This is a genomic window from Photobacterium sp. ABD4_091 (genome assembly GCF_056160145.1).
This window is the reverse complement of sequence record NZ_JBSWWQ010000002.1, coordinates 320,265-336,399: the sequence shown is the minus strand read 5'-3', so window position 1 is coordinate 336,399 and position 16,135 is coordinate 320,265. Positions and strand designations below refer to the sequence as shown.

Here is a 16,135-nt window from a genome sequence, read left to right as displayed (position 1 = left end):
GGTGACAAAGATGAATCTTGCAGAATTTGCAATTCGACAGCGCACCTTCATTGTATTTTTCAGTGTGATCTGCGTAATTGCCGGTATTACTTCGTACTTCAAGCTAGGCAAGCTTGAAGACCCGACCTTCACCGTAAAAAGTGCCGTTGTTGTGACGCTCTATCCCGGCGCCTCTGCACAAGAAGTCGAAGAACAAGTAACAGATAAGATCGAGACCAAGCTACAGGAAATGGAGGCAGTCTGGAAACTTCGCTCCCTATCGCGACCTGGCAGCTCGATGATTTTCGTTGATCTTCAAGAGGCAACCAATTCAAAGGATCTTCCTCAGCAATGGGACTTGCTGCGCCGTAAGGTTAACGACGTCAAACTCAACTTGCCGGCCACCGCCCAAATCAGCATTGTTCAGGATGAATTCTCTGAAGTGTACGGCATGTTGTTTGCCGTAACTGGTGAAGGTGTCGAGCCCAGTGAGCTGCGCCTGTATGCCAAAGAGCTCCAACGCCGCTTAAAAGCAGTCGAGGGGATCAAGAAAATTGAACTTCACGGCGTACGCAATCAGGTGGTAAACATCGACTTGCCTGATGAGCGCTTGGCAGATTACGGCATTTCGTCAGCTCAAGTAATCAACCAATTAGCCAGCCAAAACATGATATATGAAGCGGGCAAATTCAAAGCGGGTATCGAACGTATCAGAATCGATCAAGGTAGTGAATTCAATAACTTGGATGATGTCCGGAACTTGATGATCAAAGGTGGCGTAGGTAACTTGGGAACCGGGCTGATCCGCCTTGGTGATATTGCCACTGTCTCGATGGGTTACCAAACGCCAGCCCTTACTGAAAGCCGCTTCAACGGCATCGATGCCATTACTCTCGCGGTTAGCCCTAACTCAGGCATCAATGTGGTTTCGCTAGGTGCTCAACTTAACCAAGTCATTGATGAATACCAGCAGACTCTACCACTAGGCGTTGAAATCAACACCGTTGCTTTCCAACCAGAAGAAGTACAAAAGTCGATCAACAACTTCGTCTTCAACTTGGTAGAAAGTGTCGCTATCGTCGTTGTGATCCTATGGCTGTTCATGGGTATGAAAAGCGCATTCATTGTTGGCAGCAGCTTGATGCTCACTATTCTGCTGACACTGATCTACATGAAGATAAGTGCGATTGATCTCCAGCGAGTTTCGCTTGGTACCTTCATCCTTGCCTTGGGTATGTTGGTAGATAACGCGATTGTCGTAACAGACATGATCATCTCAAAGGTCAACAAAGGCATTGATCGTCTAAAAGCGGCAAAAGAGACTGTTCAGGAAACCGCCGTACCGCTTCTTGCCGCCACTTTCATCGCAGTAATGGGTGCTAGCCCTGTGATGTTCTCAAAGACTGACTCTGCCGAATTTGCTGGCTCGGTATTCTGGGTGATGTGTGCCTCATTGCTACTTTCCTGGCTAATTGCCATGACTATCACCCCATTGATGTGCTGGGCATGGATAAAACCGACCAAAGCACCATCGGTAGCGGGTAACGCGCAAACAGACAACAAACCATCACTGTACCGTAAAGCTGTTCACTACACAGTCCGTCATCCGCTGAAGGGGCTCAGCCTATTAATACCGCTGCTTGGTATCACCGCTTTCGTTGTGCCACATATCGCAGTGAACTTCATGCCAACCTCCGATCGCCCAATGGTCTTCCTGGATTACTGGCTGCCTAATGGCGCTCAAATAGAACAGACTTCAGCAGATATGGTTGAAATCGAAGATTGGTTACGTGAACAGCCCGAGGTAAAAGACTTCACTACCTTTGTCGGTGCCAGCGCGCCACGTTTCTCGGTAACGGTCGAGCCAGAGCCTTATGACCCAAGTTACGGCCAGATTCTGATCAACACCCACGACTTTGATGGTATTGCAGCGCTTGAACGTCGCGGCGATAAATGGCTGGAACAGCAGTTCCCTCATGCAGAACCGCGTTTCAGGGCTCTCAAGCTTGCCACTAAAGACAAATTCAGCATTGAAGCCAGGTTTATTGGCCCTGATCCCGATGTGCTGCATGACTTGTCCAAACAAGCACAAGCCATTATGCAAGCGCATCCAAATACCAAATATGTCCGTGATGACTGGCGCCAAAAAAGTAAGGTCATCGTGCCGCAGCTTAACCAAGAGCAAGCCCGACAGGCTGGGATCAACCGCACCGATGTCGCCCTTGCGATTCAACGTGCAACAGAAGGCGTTACCTTGGCACAACTGCATCAAGGTGACGAGCTGATCCCAATCAAGATCCGCAGCACAGAGGCCGACATTAATTCGCTAGAAACCCTGCCGGTTCGTTCCCTGATGGGCATGCACTCTGTTCCTCTAGGCCAGGTCGTTGATAAATTTGAGCTTAAAGAAGAAGAGAGCATGGTCTGGCGGCGTAACCGTGTACCGGCAATCACAGTACAAGCTTCTGTTACTGGCAAGACGGCTTCTGATGTACGCAAGGAATTAACTGCGGACATTGAAGCAATAGAGCTTCCATACGGCTATAGCTTCGAGTGGGGCGGTGAATTTTACGATGAAGACAGGGCAATCACTGATACCTTCAAACAGCTGCCAAAAGCCCTGTTGATTATGGTGATCATCCTTGTTGCTTTATTCAATGGCTTCAAGCAGCCCATCATCATCCTAACCACTGTGCCGCTGGCTGCCACTGGTGCAAGCTGGTTCCTATTAATGGCGGATAAACCATTCGGCTTCATGGCATTGATCGGCGCCATTGCCCTATCAGGCATGATCATCAAAAACGGCATCGTACTGATGGATCAAATAGAACTGGAAAGGAAGAACGGTAAAGGATTGGAAGAAGCGGTTGAGGAAGCAACCTTAAACCGCACCATGGCGATTTCGATGGGGGCACTAACAACCGCCCTGGGTATGATCCCACTACTGTCGGACCGCTTGTTTGACCAAATGGCTGCAACCATCATCGGCGGTTTGGCGGCAGCGACGGTACTGTCCCTGTTTGTGATGCCAGCCTTATACCGGCTGTTCTATCGGGCAGATCTGAACCAAACAACCCAAAGTAATGTGGCTAACGAGGAGCTGACTAATGAAAAAGCGTGATCTATCGGTATTGGTCGCTGCCTTAATCCTAACCGGCTGTGCATCGGCACCTGACTACCAGCAGCCAAGCCACTCACTGACGGAGACCTTCCTGAATCAATCCGTTGCCGGAACACATTCAGGCCAGCGCCTCGCCAATGAGCCAATCAGTGCCCATTGGTGGTCGCAATTTAATGACCCTACCCTAAATCAACTGATTGAGGATGCCCAGAACCAAAACATACCGCTGAAAGTGGCCTCTGAGCGGATCAAATCTGCCCAGGCTTTCAACCAGATCGTCGAGTCTTTCAAAGTACCGACGGTCAGCCTTGGCGCTGGTTATATCTCGTATGGGATCAGTGAGAACGACCCGCTGCTCGGTGCCGCGGTGTCATCCAACAACCCATTGGGTACACCGATTCTCGACAGTGATCAAAGCGCATTTCATGCTGGCATGACTATCGCCTGGGAATTGGACTTGTTTGGTCGCATCGACAACCAAGCCAAAGCCGCCTCGATCCGTGCCGAGCAAGCTGAAATCATGCGACAGGGACTGACAACCTTGATCACCAGTGATGTGATCCATAACTACCTGCAGCTGCGAGGCGCACAGGATCGTAAGGCTATCGCGCTCGATCTTATTGAAGATCAGCAGCAAACACTGGAGTTAGTAGAAAAAGTCCAGCGCAGTGGCTACGGCTCACAGCTTGATGTTGCAAGGGCTAAAGCCATGCTGGCAGCAACCAAAGCCGTTATCCCTCAATTGGAAACAGCAGAAACTGCCCACCAGCAACGTTTGGCAATACTGCTCGGTGAATCACCAAGACAAATGCAGCAGCGCCTTATAACCGCTCCCCCATTGCCGACCTTTGACGGTGTCATTCCCACCGGATTGCCATCTGATTTGTTGCAAAGACGGCCAGATCTTCGCATCGCCGAACGGGAAATGGCTGCACAAAATGCCGAACTTGCCGCTGCGGTTGCCAACCAATACCCAAAATTCTACCTGACCGGCGCGCCGGGAGTCTTGGCCAACGACTTTGATGATTTGTTTAGCAGCGACTCGGCTACCTGGATGGCAAGTTTAGGTGTCAGCTGGAACATTTTCGACGGTGGACGTACCGACGCCATGATTAAGCTTCAAGAGTCACGTTTCGAAGCCAGTGCCCTCTCTTACCAGCATGCTTTTAACAGCGCGGTTGGCGAAGTGGAAACCTTACTGGCGGGCTACGGCAACAGCCAGCAATACCAAACATTGCTACTAGAGGCTGAAGCAGAGACAGACAAAGCAGTCAACAAAGCGCTTTCACTCTATAAAGCAGGCTTGATCGACTATCTGTCGGTGTTGGATGCCCAGCGCCAGCAGCATGCAATGCGTGATCAAGTGGTAGCCGCCCGACTTCAGACCGCCAACATGGTTGTTGGCTTGAACAAAGCACTAGGAGGTGACTGGGAAATTTAAAACCGCTCTCTGTTCGTTATTTTTAGGTATCTAAACCTTTGCCCAGCAAGTTGCTCGCTCTACCACTCATAACAGGCTTGCTGGGCCTTTTTCTTAATATTCGCGTTACTAAGAGTTCCGCCACTCACCTTATTCCTTCCACAACCACGCTATAACCTTGCAATTCCCTGCTTGATTGGTCTGATGAGTTGTTAAATAATGATTTCATTACGGAAGGTTCAATTGCTTTCATCCATATAGGGATATTAAGATGAAACTGCACCATATCAATGGCTACATCCAATCGATATACCTCGCTGAATACCGCTACGGCCTGTTATTGCTCGATGGCTGCTGCCGGGCGGATATCCCTATTCTGCTAGATTTCATCTCTAAACAGCTCAAACGCCCAGTCAAGGATCTCAAGCTCGTCGTGGTAACTCACATGCATCCCGATCATGCAGGTGCGGCACACCGCCTTCGTAAACTCACCGGTTGCGCAATTGCGGCTGCTAATGTGCCAGGCCACTGGTATCAAGGCTTTGACGGTGCATTAATGCATTGGACGGACTTGCTGCTGGCGGGTTGGGTAGCAAAACGAATGAAGAAGCCCCGTACTAACTTATGGTATAACGCCAAGTTAAAGCCAGACTACTTGCTGGATGACCAAGAGCCATTGCCTGGTTTCCCTGAGTGGCAGGCATTGGCAACCCAAGGCCATACCGACAGGGATTTATCTTTATACCACAAGGATTCAGGCAAGATTTATGTCGCGGACTTGATGGTGAAAGTCAAAGGGCGCTATATCCCGCCTTTCCCGGTGTTCTACCCTAAGCGTTACCGCAGCTCGGTTGAAAAAATTATCAATCTGTCACCTTCAAGTGTGCTACTTGCCCACGGTGGCGAGATCAGCCCTGAATCCCAGGATTACCAACACCTACTCGACAAGGCTCCAACAACGCCAGTCACCCATTGGCGGTCGGTAAAAACAAAATTCAAACGTGCGATTTCAGCAACTTGAGTTGCCTGTTTTGGTAGCCAATTTAACGTAGTATCAATGCGAACCTTTATCGCATACGGAAGATAGCCCGCAATGAGCCAGAGCCATACAGAAACAGCCGCCAATACTGCCATCAATACGGCGACAAAAGCCCGCCCTTGCCTGATGTCGGCTTGGTCTGAAAACGCCCAACCTCTCCGCCACTGGCTCAAGGCAAAGTCTCATAACGAAGCATTGGCTGAAGATCTACTCCAAGAAGTGTTTATCCGTGCCATGCTCAAAGATGCTGAGTTCTGTGACATTACCAACCCTCGCGCTTGGCTTTATCGTGTCGCTAATAACCTGCTTATCGACCAAAGCCGAAAGAAACGCCTTGACCCACTTGAGCAAGATATCGAACAGGATGCAGACTCAGAAGAAGTCATCGACACGCTTACCCAATGCCTGGAACGGGTGCTGACAGAGCTCCCTGAGCCAGATAGGCACATTCTCCAAGCTTGCGACATAAAAGGGATGGCTCAGCAATCCTATGCCAATCAACATGGCCTAACCCTTCCCGCAGTTAAATCTCGCCTGCTACGTGCGCGTGGGAAATTGAAGAAACAATTGATGACGTCATGCAAAGTGAAGCTAGATGCTAATGAACATGTTTGTTGTTTTACACCGAGAACATAGAAGAAAGAAATGTATGGACAAAAGACACTCATAAAAGGCAACCCAGCCCAAATAAAACGACTACAAACTATTCCATACAATCATGAAAAATGACCCAGCAGCAACTAACCATAGTATTGGATGAGCCTTGATATTCTTTACAAAAAACATTTGATACGCGAGCCCGGCAATTAAAATCAATTCAAACAAAATTTGTCCCGGAAAAATGACAAGTGCGTAAAGTATGCCATAGCCAGGTGCCTGGCCGTGCACCCGACTGTCAGCATTCATCATCATAGATTCAATATACTGTTCAAAGCATAAGAATAATGTGTGATTCAATATTAATATAGCTAACAGTACTTTCATTTATCTCTCAATGAATTAAACGTCTCCTGAAAGTACACCAGTTAACTCTGTCATACAACGTAAATTTAAAAAGCTAAACCTTTAAGGCTTATGTTACAATCATGGAAGAAAGAAGTGCGGTGAGACATTATAAGTAAAAACTATATATTCATCTATATACATAATTTTTTCGATCTACCGCAAATCTCGACACTAAATATATACTTACATTCGACATAGGGATTTATTTTATATGCCAAGTCAAACCACTGGATATTGTTAATCCCTTACTTATGGCTCACTTCTATTTTTAACCGCATTGATAAACGTTTCCCTGGCGTTAGGCACGCCTTTTTCTTCCGCTTCATTCAGCAAGGTAATCGCCTGATCCATATCACCTTGCTCCACGCTGTTTTGAATCGAATCCAGGTAGTCAATTTGCCCACTTAAGCTGGTGCTGGTATTGCTGGCTGGTCGGTAGTCAGGTGCATAATAGGCAGTGCCTTGATGACCTTGGCCTAGCGCCAGTGCCGTTAAATGTAGCTGGCCATACCTACTATGCAACGCCGTAAGATCAGGGATACTGGGTGGCTGGTTTCCTTTTCCAATCGCGAAAGCTTTGGCAGGATGCAGCACCGTAGTACTTCCTTCTAGATCCTCAGGAGTGGTATAGATTAAAACATTAACCTGCTCAGTACCGAACTTCGGTGCAATCGTAAACCGAGCCTGAACTTGGTCTCCTTGCAACAGCCTGGCTGGTATATATTTGAACTCACCCGATTCAATATGGTAAAGCACTTCCCCTTCGGGATCCGTAATCAAGACATTTGGGTTGTAAAGGGTTAATTTGCTATCCACATAACTGGTCAGCACCATTTCTATCGGCGTACTCGTTACCGGAATAACAAAACTGGCAACTGGGCCTGTACTCTCATCACTGACCAGAACCTGGCTTTTTTCGTTAAACTCAAAATTGATATCTAACGGCATAGCCAATTCCTGCCAATTTAATTCAGCTGAAGAAACAACCCTCTTGCTGTCTGGGCTCTTGGCTTGAGTACTGACTTCGGGTATTGACGAGCAACCCGAAGTCATAACAAAGCACAGGGATAAAATTATGGTGATTGACTTAATCATTGCCTATCCCTCTATGCCTCTTACCACCAAGCTTCAACCTGAACACCTAAGTTGTATTCCGAGTCATCCGCTTCGCCAATCGAGTTATCTTCATAATCTTCTATGTAACTGGCATACACACGAAGTTCAGGACGGGCCCAGAAGCTGCTACCGGCTGACCAAGCTTGTGCGATGGTAAATTTACTCGCAGAGCTGTCGACATTATCCTTTTCTTCAGTAAACCAACCCGCCTCAAACACGGTCCGGTTATATTCATTCCATTTGTACATCGGGCGAGCAACTATGCTAAAAATGTCGTGATCGTCCTGACTATCAAAAGTTGAACGAGCATAAACAAGCTGGTAACCAATTTCCCAAGTATCCGATGGAGCCATCACCCCCCAGTTAATGATTCGATAACCGTCAACACCATCATCTGAGTTTGCATCAGGAGAATTACCCGCTCCCAACCCGGCCATTTGCTCACCAAAGCTTTCAGTAGCATATTGGAGAATGACTTTGTTCAAGCCACCAACAACATCATCCATGGTAAGCTCAGCGGTTACCATTAGTGGGTCTTCACCTACGCCCAATCCTTCATCTTTTTGGCTATCTGTTTCGTTAATGAAGCCGTAATTAAAGCCAAGTTCAAGGTTGGCTCCATCCCAAAGTCCAATCTCGGCATACCGAATATCCAAATTATTCACATTGACGTCACCGTCATCTTGGCGAAGAGCGGCTAACGACAGTTTACCCGCGCCAGCAGAGATGTTCTCCACACCCGCACCTGAGCCTGAGGTATCCCAGTAGTAAAAGTCAGTAATGTGAATGTCATGACGTTGATAGTAGCGCTTGCCTGCCCAGATAATCGCCCCTGGATCGCGTGCAATAAGCCCCTCTGTTTGGACATTAAACTGTCGGATGGCAAACTCTGCATCATTGTCACAGGAGATAACGCCATCTTCATCAGGATCCAACTCACAAGAAGTATTTGTCCCTTCAAAGTCGTTACTTCCATCAGAGAGCCAAGCGGCCATTGAATCGACATAAAAGGATTTACCATTCTGGTTATAGACTTCTTTGCCTAATTGGACTTCAGCATATAAGTCATCCTCGTTACCGAGTCGGCCAATCTTGTTGGACTCATAACGCACCTGCTGGCCATTATCACCGCTGATACCTATACCTGCTCGCATATAGCCGTGAAAATCCACTTCAGCCGTGACGGATGTTGAAACAATCAAGGTCGAGATAACACCAGTCAAATTCAGCGTTTGCTTTTTCATTGTTAGCGCTCCTATGATGGATCTTATTATTTTGTTATTCGTTTTTCTTTATTAGCAAGCATAGCGAACCCTAAGCCGCTGGCCATCACAGTTACAGAATAATTTGCTATTTGTATTTTTTTATTGTGTATTCAAGACAAAATATTACTTTTGATACTATCTTCTAACCGATAAAAATAGGAATTATTGATTCTTGATACACAACTATAAGACATATATTAATAATGATAAAACAGCTCAATTTAATTAATGTTATCAAACCTGAGAGAAATCAGTCAGCAATAAATATACCCAAGATACTTCAAGATGCAGATTAAGAGATAATTCATAAGCTTATAAACAATAACGCGTTCTAAAAGCTAGATAGGATAATGGCGTCTAACACAGAATACTGTGGCCCAGCAAAGTAACACTGTGATAGTAGCACTATTGATTCTCGCGAAAATCAATTTTGATTTCTAACTTTATATAGAGTGGATCTATCGCAACTGATAACGCAGGAAATTCTTATGTTAAAGGCTCAACTGAAACGTGTCGCTTTGCTAACTGGTTTACTTGTTTCATCATCAGTCTTTGCAACAAACGGCGCCTATAATACTGATATTCCACCCAGCATCGTGACCCCGGATAAAGTTGAAACCAGCATTGGTACACTGAACTTCAACGATGGCGTGCCCAGCGAACAAACCATGGAAACGCTTTACAATAATCTCGACACCATGCGTGCTACCGAGGTGTTTATGAATGCCATTCCAATGGCGTCGTTAGAAGCACTAAGAATTGGTCATGAGAAAATGGGGATAACTCAATCCAATCAAGTCATGATATTCGATAAATTGATGGATTCTAATCCTCTGTTCCTAACAGGCAATACTGACACAGTGTATGCCTCAGCCTTTTTGGATCTTGAGCGAGATGGCCCGACAGTAGTCGAGATTCCACCGGGCATGGGGCCAACAACAGTGAACGATGCCTTCTTTCGATTTGTGACTGACATGGGTATTGTTGGCCCCGACAAAGGCGAAGGAGGCAAATACTTAATCCTTCCCCCTAACTACGACGGCGAGGTACCTGATGGCTACCATGTTTCACAATCAACCAGTTATGTGAACTGGTTTATCGCCCGTGGCTTCTTGAAAGACGGTAAAACGGATGCCGCTGTGAATGCTTATCACACCGGTTTAAAGATCTACCCGTTATCAAAGAAAGATGATCAGCCTAAAATGGCGTTTATCTCTGGCAGCGGTAAATCATTCAACACCATTCATGCTAATGATGAACATTTCTACGATGAAATTAAAACTGTGATTGATAAGGAACCGATTGAGTTCATCGACCCTGAATTAAGAGGCTTAATTGCAACAATTGGTATTCAAAAAAATAAGCCGTTCACGCCAGATGAACGTACGCAAAAAATCCTTAAAGACGGTGCAGCAATCGGCAATGCCACAGCACGCGCGTTAATGTTCAACCCGCGTACCGAGAACGCCTATCTATGGGATGATCGCAACTGGAAAACCGCATTCATTGGCAAAGATTACCAATGGTTGATTGAGGGAGGTAATGGTGGCCGAAACCTTGATGCACGAACATACTTCTTCTACATGGCAACAGTCAACACGCCAGCAATGGCGTTGAAAATGGTCGGTAAAGGCTCGAAGTACGCAATTGTTGATAAGACTGAAAAGGGACAGTTCTTTGATGGTGGGAAAAACTATAAGCTGACTATTCCTGCCAACGTACCGGCAAAAAATTTCTGGTCAGTGGTTGCTTACGATACGCAAACACGTTCTGAGCTTCAGACCAGCCAGCCGTTCCCAAGTAAGAACGATAAACGTGACAACATGATGGAAAACTCAGATGGCTCAGTAGATTTGTATTTCGGACCTACTGCGCCAGAAGGTAAAGAAGCAAACTGGATTCAAACTGTACCGGAGAAAGGGTGGTTTGCCATCTTACGTATTTATGGCCCACTTGACCCTTGGTATGACGGCAGTTGGAAACCGAGTGATATCACTGAAGTGAAGTAGCAGAATAAAAGGGAAGTGAAAAGCCAGTCAGTCCAAAGACTGGCTTTTTCATATCTGCTCGCTAGCCTGACTAATAAGCGCTTGCTTAATAAAGACTTCTACTTGCTCAATGAGAGGGTGTTGGTAGAACGCGCGGTGAAATTGGATACCGACGCCAAACAGTACAAGTAAAGCTTGTCCAACCCAAAATAAACGGATTACTCCCTCTGATATCTGTTGATCACGTTCTCTATCGTCATGATGCCAAACATGATTTTTCGTACAAATGACTCAGAACTGCCAACAAAATAAAAGTTAGGATGCCGAGCCCAGATATTTTGCAGGGCGATATCCAGTTGTGCCGCCTGCTCTGATGATTCACTCCGTACCGGGTTGTTACTACTGATGTCATGGCCTGTAGCACCCGCAGACTCAAAAAAGATCACCGCATCATAACGGGATATTTCCTCTTCAAACGTTGAGTTCACCTGTTTGAAAAAGTCTTTTTCGCTGCCAGGCCAATAGGCTAAACCGTCCAGCGAGCCACGGTCACACACCAGCAATCGGTCTGGATAATGTGCTTCATTGATATCCTCTAAGTTTTTCTGCAATTGGAAGATGGTTCTCTGGATAATTTTTAGCACTTGCTCATCTTCAGAGCGTGTAATCCCACCGGAAAAAAGGACAGTTGCCGCCTCAGGGACTACTGCAATTTTGTTACCTAACTCCCTGCGGAACAAGTCCAGTGCCGTGGTTTTGCCACCACCCGGCCCGCCTGTAATGACCACTTTGAGCTGTTCCTTCATCATGTCCCCTCAGCAAACAGAGCCTGTTAACAGACTAGCTAACAACAGGTCTTATTGCTTCATAGAAAACACTCCAACTAGCTACCTTCCCGAATAACTGAAACCCACATCTGCATACGAAATCCACGTAAAGTACGCCGCATAGTCATTCGGAGGCACTTAGAGTCATTGAAAAAGCCGTTTTTGGGGGCATTCCCCACCCCTTCTCCTCGCTTAGGGGGCTTTTTCAATTTTTCTAAAAAAAAAAAGCGAATCCTTTTCCCCCTTGCTTCGTCTTTATCAGTAGTTATTCATTTTGCTAAGGACGAAGTATGTTCCAAGTATTCACCGATATCGCCTCATGGGCAGTATATTCGGTATTGGGTTTATCTCCTGACACTCAACTCGCAGGCGCCCTGCACTTCTTCATTGACGACACCCTCAAGATTTTTTCCCTCTTGCTGGTAATGATTTACATCATTGCCTTGGTAAGGGCGTCTCTCAACGTAGAACGAGTTAGGGATTACCTCGCAGGCAAACACCGGGCATTAGGTTATTCACTGGGGTCACTCTTTGGCGCAATTACCCCATTTTGCTCCTGCTCCAGTATTCCGGTTTTCCTGGGTTTCACCTCTGCGGGGATCCCTTTGGGGATCACTATGACTTTTCTCATTACGTCACCGCTGATTAACGAGGTCGCGGTGTTATTGCTGGTGAGCCTCCTCGGCTGGAAATTCACCCTTGTCTATATTGCGCTGGGAATGTCGGTTGGAATATTGGGTGGGGTTTTCCTCGATGCCATTAAGGCCGAGCGTTGGCTTCAGCCGTTTGCGGCCAATGCCCTTAAACAAGGGCAGATAACACATCAAAATAGAACACAAAACGAGGAAGATACAGCAGACGCTGAAGCCCACTTAACCCCTTTATCTCTGGCTGAAAGGCACAGGTTCGCCAAAGAGGAAGTGGTAACCATATTCAGCCGAGTATGGAAATGGGTGTTCATCGGGGTCGGATTGGGTGCAGCCCTGCACGGTTACGTTCCTGAAGGCTTGATTGAGTCATATCTTGGTGCTGGACAATGGTGGTCGGTTCCGGCTGCGGTGGTACTCGGGATTCCGCTGTATTCCAATGCGACCGGGGTTATTCCTGTAATGGAAAGCCTTATAACCAACGGGTTGCCGATAGGGACTACCCTGGCTTTTTGCATGAGTACGGTTGCAGCAAGCTTCCCTGAATTCATTTTGTTAAAGCAAGTCATGCAGTGGCGCCTACTTGCCATGCTGTTTGTTGTTTTATTGGTGGCATTCACCCTGATTGGCTGGGTGTTCAATGCCACCTTCCCCATTTTGTAACACCGATTGAACTAACGATAAGGATTGAAAAATGAAAAATGTAAAAGTACTCGGCTCTGGTTGTAAAAACTGCAAAGTCACAGCCGAACTCATTAATGATGTATTCCAGCACCAAGGCATTGAATTTGAGCTGGAAAAAGTGCAAGACATGGCACAAATCATGGCATACGGGGTGATGTCGACACCTGCAGTTGTCATCGACGACGTTGTTGTACACAAAGGCAGCGTACCTAAAAAAGAGAATATTGAAGGCTGGTTGATGAGCTAACTCAAATAAACCTTTATACAGCGCAATAACAGGGAGAGTTGTTTATCAAACCCTCCCTGTTTCACTCAAATCTATGATACCCATCGAAAATAGAATGGCTTGCCGCCGATAACCCCAGAAGCTTGTTCTACGCTTATGGCTACCAGTTATGACACGGAGCAAGCAATGAACCTAAGGATAACGTCCCCTAAAGCACTATTACCTTTAGTGCTACTCCCGTTAGCACTATTGCTGTGCAATTTTTCAGTTTCAGCAGCAACATCGAAGGATCTGGTGAAAACAACCACCAGCTGGAATGGCGAACCACTTCCCTCGATTCAACTCCAACAGCCGGAAATCACCATCAAAGAGATCACCGTTGCGCCGGGAGAAAAGCTTCCATGGCACCAACACCCCGTTATCAATACCGGGATCTTACACAGCGGGCAGTTGACCGTTCACACCCAAGATAAGAAAGTCACTGTTAATGCTGGAGAAGTACTGGTTGAAGTGATGAACACCTCCCATTACGGTGAAAATACCGGCGATGAACCCGCTAAGGTCATTGTGTTTTATATTGGTGAGAAAGACAGCAAGGTTACCGTGCTGGATGACTAGCCTTTTTATGACGAGGCATTGCATCAATTTCTTCGCTATGCGATGATCACGAAAACGTTTGCTTGCACTATTTTGTGATTTATTACTACACTGAACGAATAAGCAAACGGCTTCGTATAACCCCATTGATATGGTATGGGGGTCTCTACCAGAATCCGTAAAATTCTGATTACGAAGAGTTAAGCGCATGTGTGCTTTTCTCTTTGTATGTCAGTCTCCGACGCAACAGAAAAGCACCTTAATACTCCACAATCCATACGCCTACCACAGTAAGGCTTGTTTAGAATTATAATAAGGGCTTGATATGAAAGACTTTATCCAAGGACTACCTAAAGTAGAACTGCACTTGCACATCGAAGGCACGCTTGAACCTGAATTAATGTTTGAGCTTGCACAACGCAACAAGGTGGCCATCCCATTTTCATCCCCCCAAGCAGTTCGCGATGCCTACCAATTCCATAACCTGCAATCTTTTTTAGATATTTACTACCAAGGCGCCAATGTGCTCATTACAGAGCAGGACTTTTTTGATCTTACCTGGGCCTACCTATTACGTTGCCGCGAGGACAACGTCGTACACACTGAGATCTTCTTTGATCCGCAAACCCATACCGAACGTGGAATTGCCTTCGAAACCGTCATTAACGGCATCACCCGGGCACTCGACCAAGCCCAGTCCCAGCTAGATATTTCAAGCCAATTGATCATGTGCTTCCTGCATCATCTTGATGAAGAAGCAGCGTTCGATACACTAGAACAAGCAAAGCCATTTAAAGATAAGATCATCGCTGTAGGTCTGGACTCCTCTGAACTGGGTCATCCACCAGAAAAATTTGCCAGAGTCTTCCAGTCGGCCAGAGAGGCTGGCTTCCTAACCGTTGCCCATGCTGGCGAAGAAGGCCCGGCCCAAAACATACTCGATGCCATTTATATGCTTGGTATCAGTCGTATTGACCATGGGGTACGCTGTGTTGAAAACCCTGAGTTGGTCAAACAACTTGCTGAAAGCCAGATGCCTTTGACCGTCTGCCCACTTTCCAATATTAAACTTAAAGTATTCGACAATATGGAACAGCACAATATTGTTGATCTGCTTGAAACTGGCCTGTGTGTCACGATCAACTCGGATGACCCGGCTTACTTTGGTGGGTACATGACCGACAACTTTTCGGCGGTAGTTGATGCACACCCAATCAGCCATCAGCAGATTGCTCAGTTCAGCCTGAATGCTATCGAAGCCAGTTTTATCGAAAACACCCATAAAGTGACACTGTCACAGAAAGTGGAAGACTACCTCTCTAATTACAGCGGCTAACGACAACGCCTGCCTCTGCTACCGCAGGCTTTGATAGAGCCGTCATTGAAACAAAATCAGGCCGACATTCTGCCCTGCAAGCTGAATAGGAAACGCTGGCGTTTTGACTTTCACCATCATGTTAGGCAGAACCAGTGCGGTTGGTTGGCCTAGCAGGGTTTTGGCTAGTGCATTGGCACTCAACAAAGCCGGTTGCAGGTAGGCAAACACCTCACCATTTATCTCGGCGCAGTCACCAAGGGCGTATACATCAGTAATAGATGATTGCAGATACTCATCAACCACGATACCTCGGTTAACCTTAATCCCGGCACCTGCGGCTAATTGCGTGTTGGGCTTTAGCCCTGCGGCTGAGATCACTGCATCAACCTCGATCACTTTGCCCGATGCCAGCTCAACACTTATCGATAAAGCCGATGCCGATAAGTCCGCCACCGATAACTGCAATACGTTGTGCTCGCTGCAAGGTCTCTTGTGCATCCTCGTATTCTGATAGGCTATTTAGCGTTAATACCCGATGAGCCGCATCACCACTGATAGGCGGGACAAAAGCCTTCGCACCTGTTGCCAGAACTAATTTTCCATATTGGTAATGCTTACCATCCACTTCGAGGTACTTTTGAGTGGTATTAATAGCTTCAACATGACAATTGGCATGTAACTCGATGTGGTGTTCTTGAGCAAAGTCTTGCCCACTCATCCGGATCAAATCACGCGCCGTTTGCTTTTTCGACAATACATGGCTCAAATCAGGCTTGTTGTAGTCATGGCCATCGTCAGCCGTGAACACGTGGATTGGCATCGCCTTATCTTGGCGTCGAATCGCCTTAACCAGTTGGTAAGCGGCAAAGCCGCTACCAATTATCACTAGGGGCTGTACCATGA

Annotated in this window: 13 protein-coding genes, 1 pseudogene and 1 riboswitch; of the genes and pseudogenes, 9 read left to right on the top strand and 5 right to left on the bottom strand. The window is 46.7% G+C overall.

All coding sequences use genetic code 11. From position 1 onward, the window contains the following. The first annotated feature begins 10 nt into the window (after nt 1-10). The 4 genes from ACXAGQ_RS15745 (at nt 11) to ACXAGQ_RS15730 (ending at nt 6,195) form a co-directional block, all read left to right on the top strand. On the top strand, nt 11-3,100 hold the full coding sequence (locus tag ACXAGQ_RS15745; protein ID WP_475255096.1) for an efflux RND transporter permease subunit: 3,090 nt from the start codon (nt 11-13) through the stop codon (nt 3,098-3,100). After that, nucleotides 3,087-4,541 (top strand): efflux transporter outer membrane subunit, encoded by a 1,455-nt coding sequence (locus ACXAGQ_RS15740; protein ID WP_475255095.1) that lies wholly within the window; start codon nt 3,087-3,089, stop codon nt 4,539-4,541. The genes ACXAGQ_RS15745 and ACXAGQ_RS15740 overlap by 14 nt, the downstream gene beginning before the upstream one ends. A gap of 250 nt (nt 4,542-4,791) precedes the next feature. Next, entirely contained in the window at nt 4,792-5,541 is a 750-nt protein-coding gene (locus ACXAGQ_RS15735) for an MBL fold metallo-hydrolase (RefSeq protein ID WP_475255094.1), read from the top strand. Between the two features lie 72 nt (nt 5,542-5,613). Continuing rightward, a complete protein-coding gene (locus tag ACXAGQ_RS15730) occupies nt 5,614-6,195 on the top strand; it encodes a sigma-70 family RNA polymerase sigma factor (protein WP_475255092.1) in 582 nt (193 codons plus the stop codon). Nucleotides 6,196-6,255: 60 nt separating this feature from the next. Here the strand turns inward: ACXAGQ_RS15730 and ACXAGQ_RS15725 are convergent, their stop codons facing one another. The 3 genes from ACXAGQ_RS15725 to ACXAGQ_RS15715 all read right to left on the bottom strand — a co-directional run bounded on the left by ACXAGQ_RS15725 (nt 6,256) and on the right by ACXAGQ_RS15715 (nt 8,924). After that, entirely contained in the window at nt 6,256-6,543 is a 288-nt protein-coding gene (locus ACXAGQ_RS15725; RefSeq protein WP_475255090.1) for a hypothetical protein, read from the bottom strand. 270 nt (nt 6,544-6,813) lie between these two features. Next, entirely contained in the window at nt 6,814-7,659 is an 846-nt protein-coding gene (locus ACXAGQ_RS15720) for a MalM family protein (RefSeq protein ID WP_475255089.1), read from the bottom strand. Nucleotides 7,660-7,679: 20 nt separating this feature from the next. After that, the gene (locus tag ACXAGQ_RS15715; protein ID WP_475255087.1) at nt 7,680-8,924 is read right to left on the bottom strand and encodes a maltoporin; all 1,245 of its coding nucleotides are present in this window, start codon (nt 8,922-8,924) and stop codon (nt 7,680-7,682) included. A 509-nt stretch (nt 8,925-9,433) separates the two neighbouring features. Between ACXAGQ_RS15715 and ACXAGQ_RS15710 the strand changes: the two genes are divergently transcribed. Next, nucleotides 9,434-10,954, top strand: coding sequence for a DUF1254 domain-containing protein (locus ACXAGQ_RS15710; protein ID WP_475255085.1), 1,521 nt, complete (start codon nt 9,434-9,436; stop codon nt 10,952-10,954). Between the two features lie 197 nt (nt 10,955-11,151). On the opposite strand, the gene ACXAGQ_RS15705 is transcribed toward ACXAGQ_RS15710, so the two are convergent. Continuing rightward, complete coding sequence (locus ACXAGQ_RS15705) at nt 11,152-11,742, bottom strand: AAA family ATPase (RefSeq protein WP_475255084.1); 591 nt, start codon at nt 11,740-11,742, stop codon at nt 11,152-11,154. Between the two features lie 308 nt (nt 11,743-12,050). On the opposite strand from ACXAGQ_RS15705, the gene ACXAGQ_RS15700 reads away from it, so the two are divergent. The 4 genes from ACXAGQ_RS15700 to ACXAGQ_RS15685 all read left to right on the top strand — a co-directional run bounded on the left by ACXAGQ_RS15700 (nt 12,051) and on the right by ACXAGQ_RS15685 (nt 15,250). Further along, on the top strand, nt 12,051-13,070 hold the full coding sequence (locus ACXAGQ_RS15700; RefSeq protein WP_475255082.1) for a permease: 1,020 nt from the start codon (nt 12,051-12,053) through the stop codon (nt 13,068-13,070). A 31-nt stretch (nt 13,071-13,101) separates the two neighbouring features. Then, nucleotides 13,102-13,338, top strand: coding sequence for a thioredoxin family protein (locus ACXAGQ_RS15695; RefSeq protein WP_475255080.1), 237 nt, complete (start codon nt 13,102-13,104; stop codon nt 13,336-13,338). A 273-nt stretch (nt 13,339-13,611) separates the two neighbouring features. Continuing rightward, complete coding sequence (locus tag ACXAGQ_RS15690; protein WP_475255078.1) at nt 13,612-13,935, top strand: cupin domain-containing protein; 324 nt, start codon at nt 13,612-13,614, stop codon at nt 13,933-13,935. A 92-nt stretch (nt 13,936-14,027) separates the two neighbouring features. Then, nucleotides 14,028-14,127, top strand: a riboswitch (purine riboswitch). Nucleotides 14,128-14,239: 112 nt separating this feature from the next. Further along, on the top strand, nt 14,240-15,250 hold the full coding sequence (locus ACXAGQ_RS15685) for an adenosine deaminase (protein WP_475255077.1): 1,011 nt from the start codon (nt 14,240-14,242) through the stop codon (nt 15,248-15,250). A gap of 72 nt (nt 15,251-15,322) precedes the next feature. Here the strand turns inward: ACXAGQ_RS15685 and ACXAGQ_RS15680 are convergent. After that, nucleotides 15,323-16,133: pseudogene (locus ACXAGQ_RS15680) on the bottom strand (FAD-dependent oxidoreductase); the annotation flags it as partial. Between the last annotated feature and the right edge of the window lie 2 nt (nt 16,134-16,135).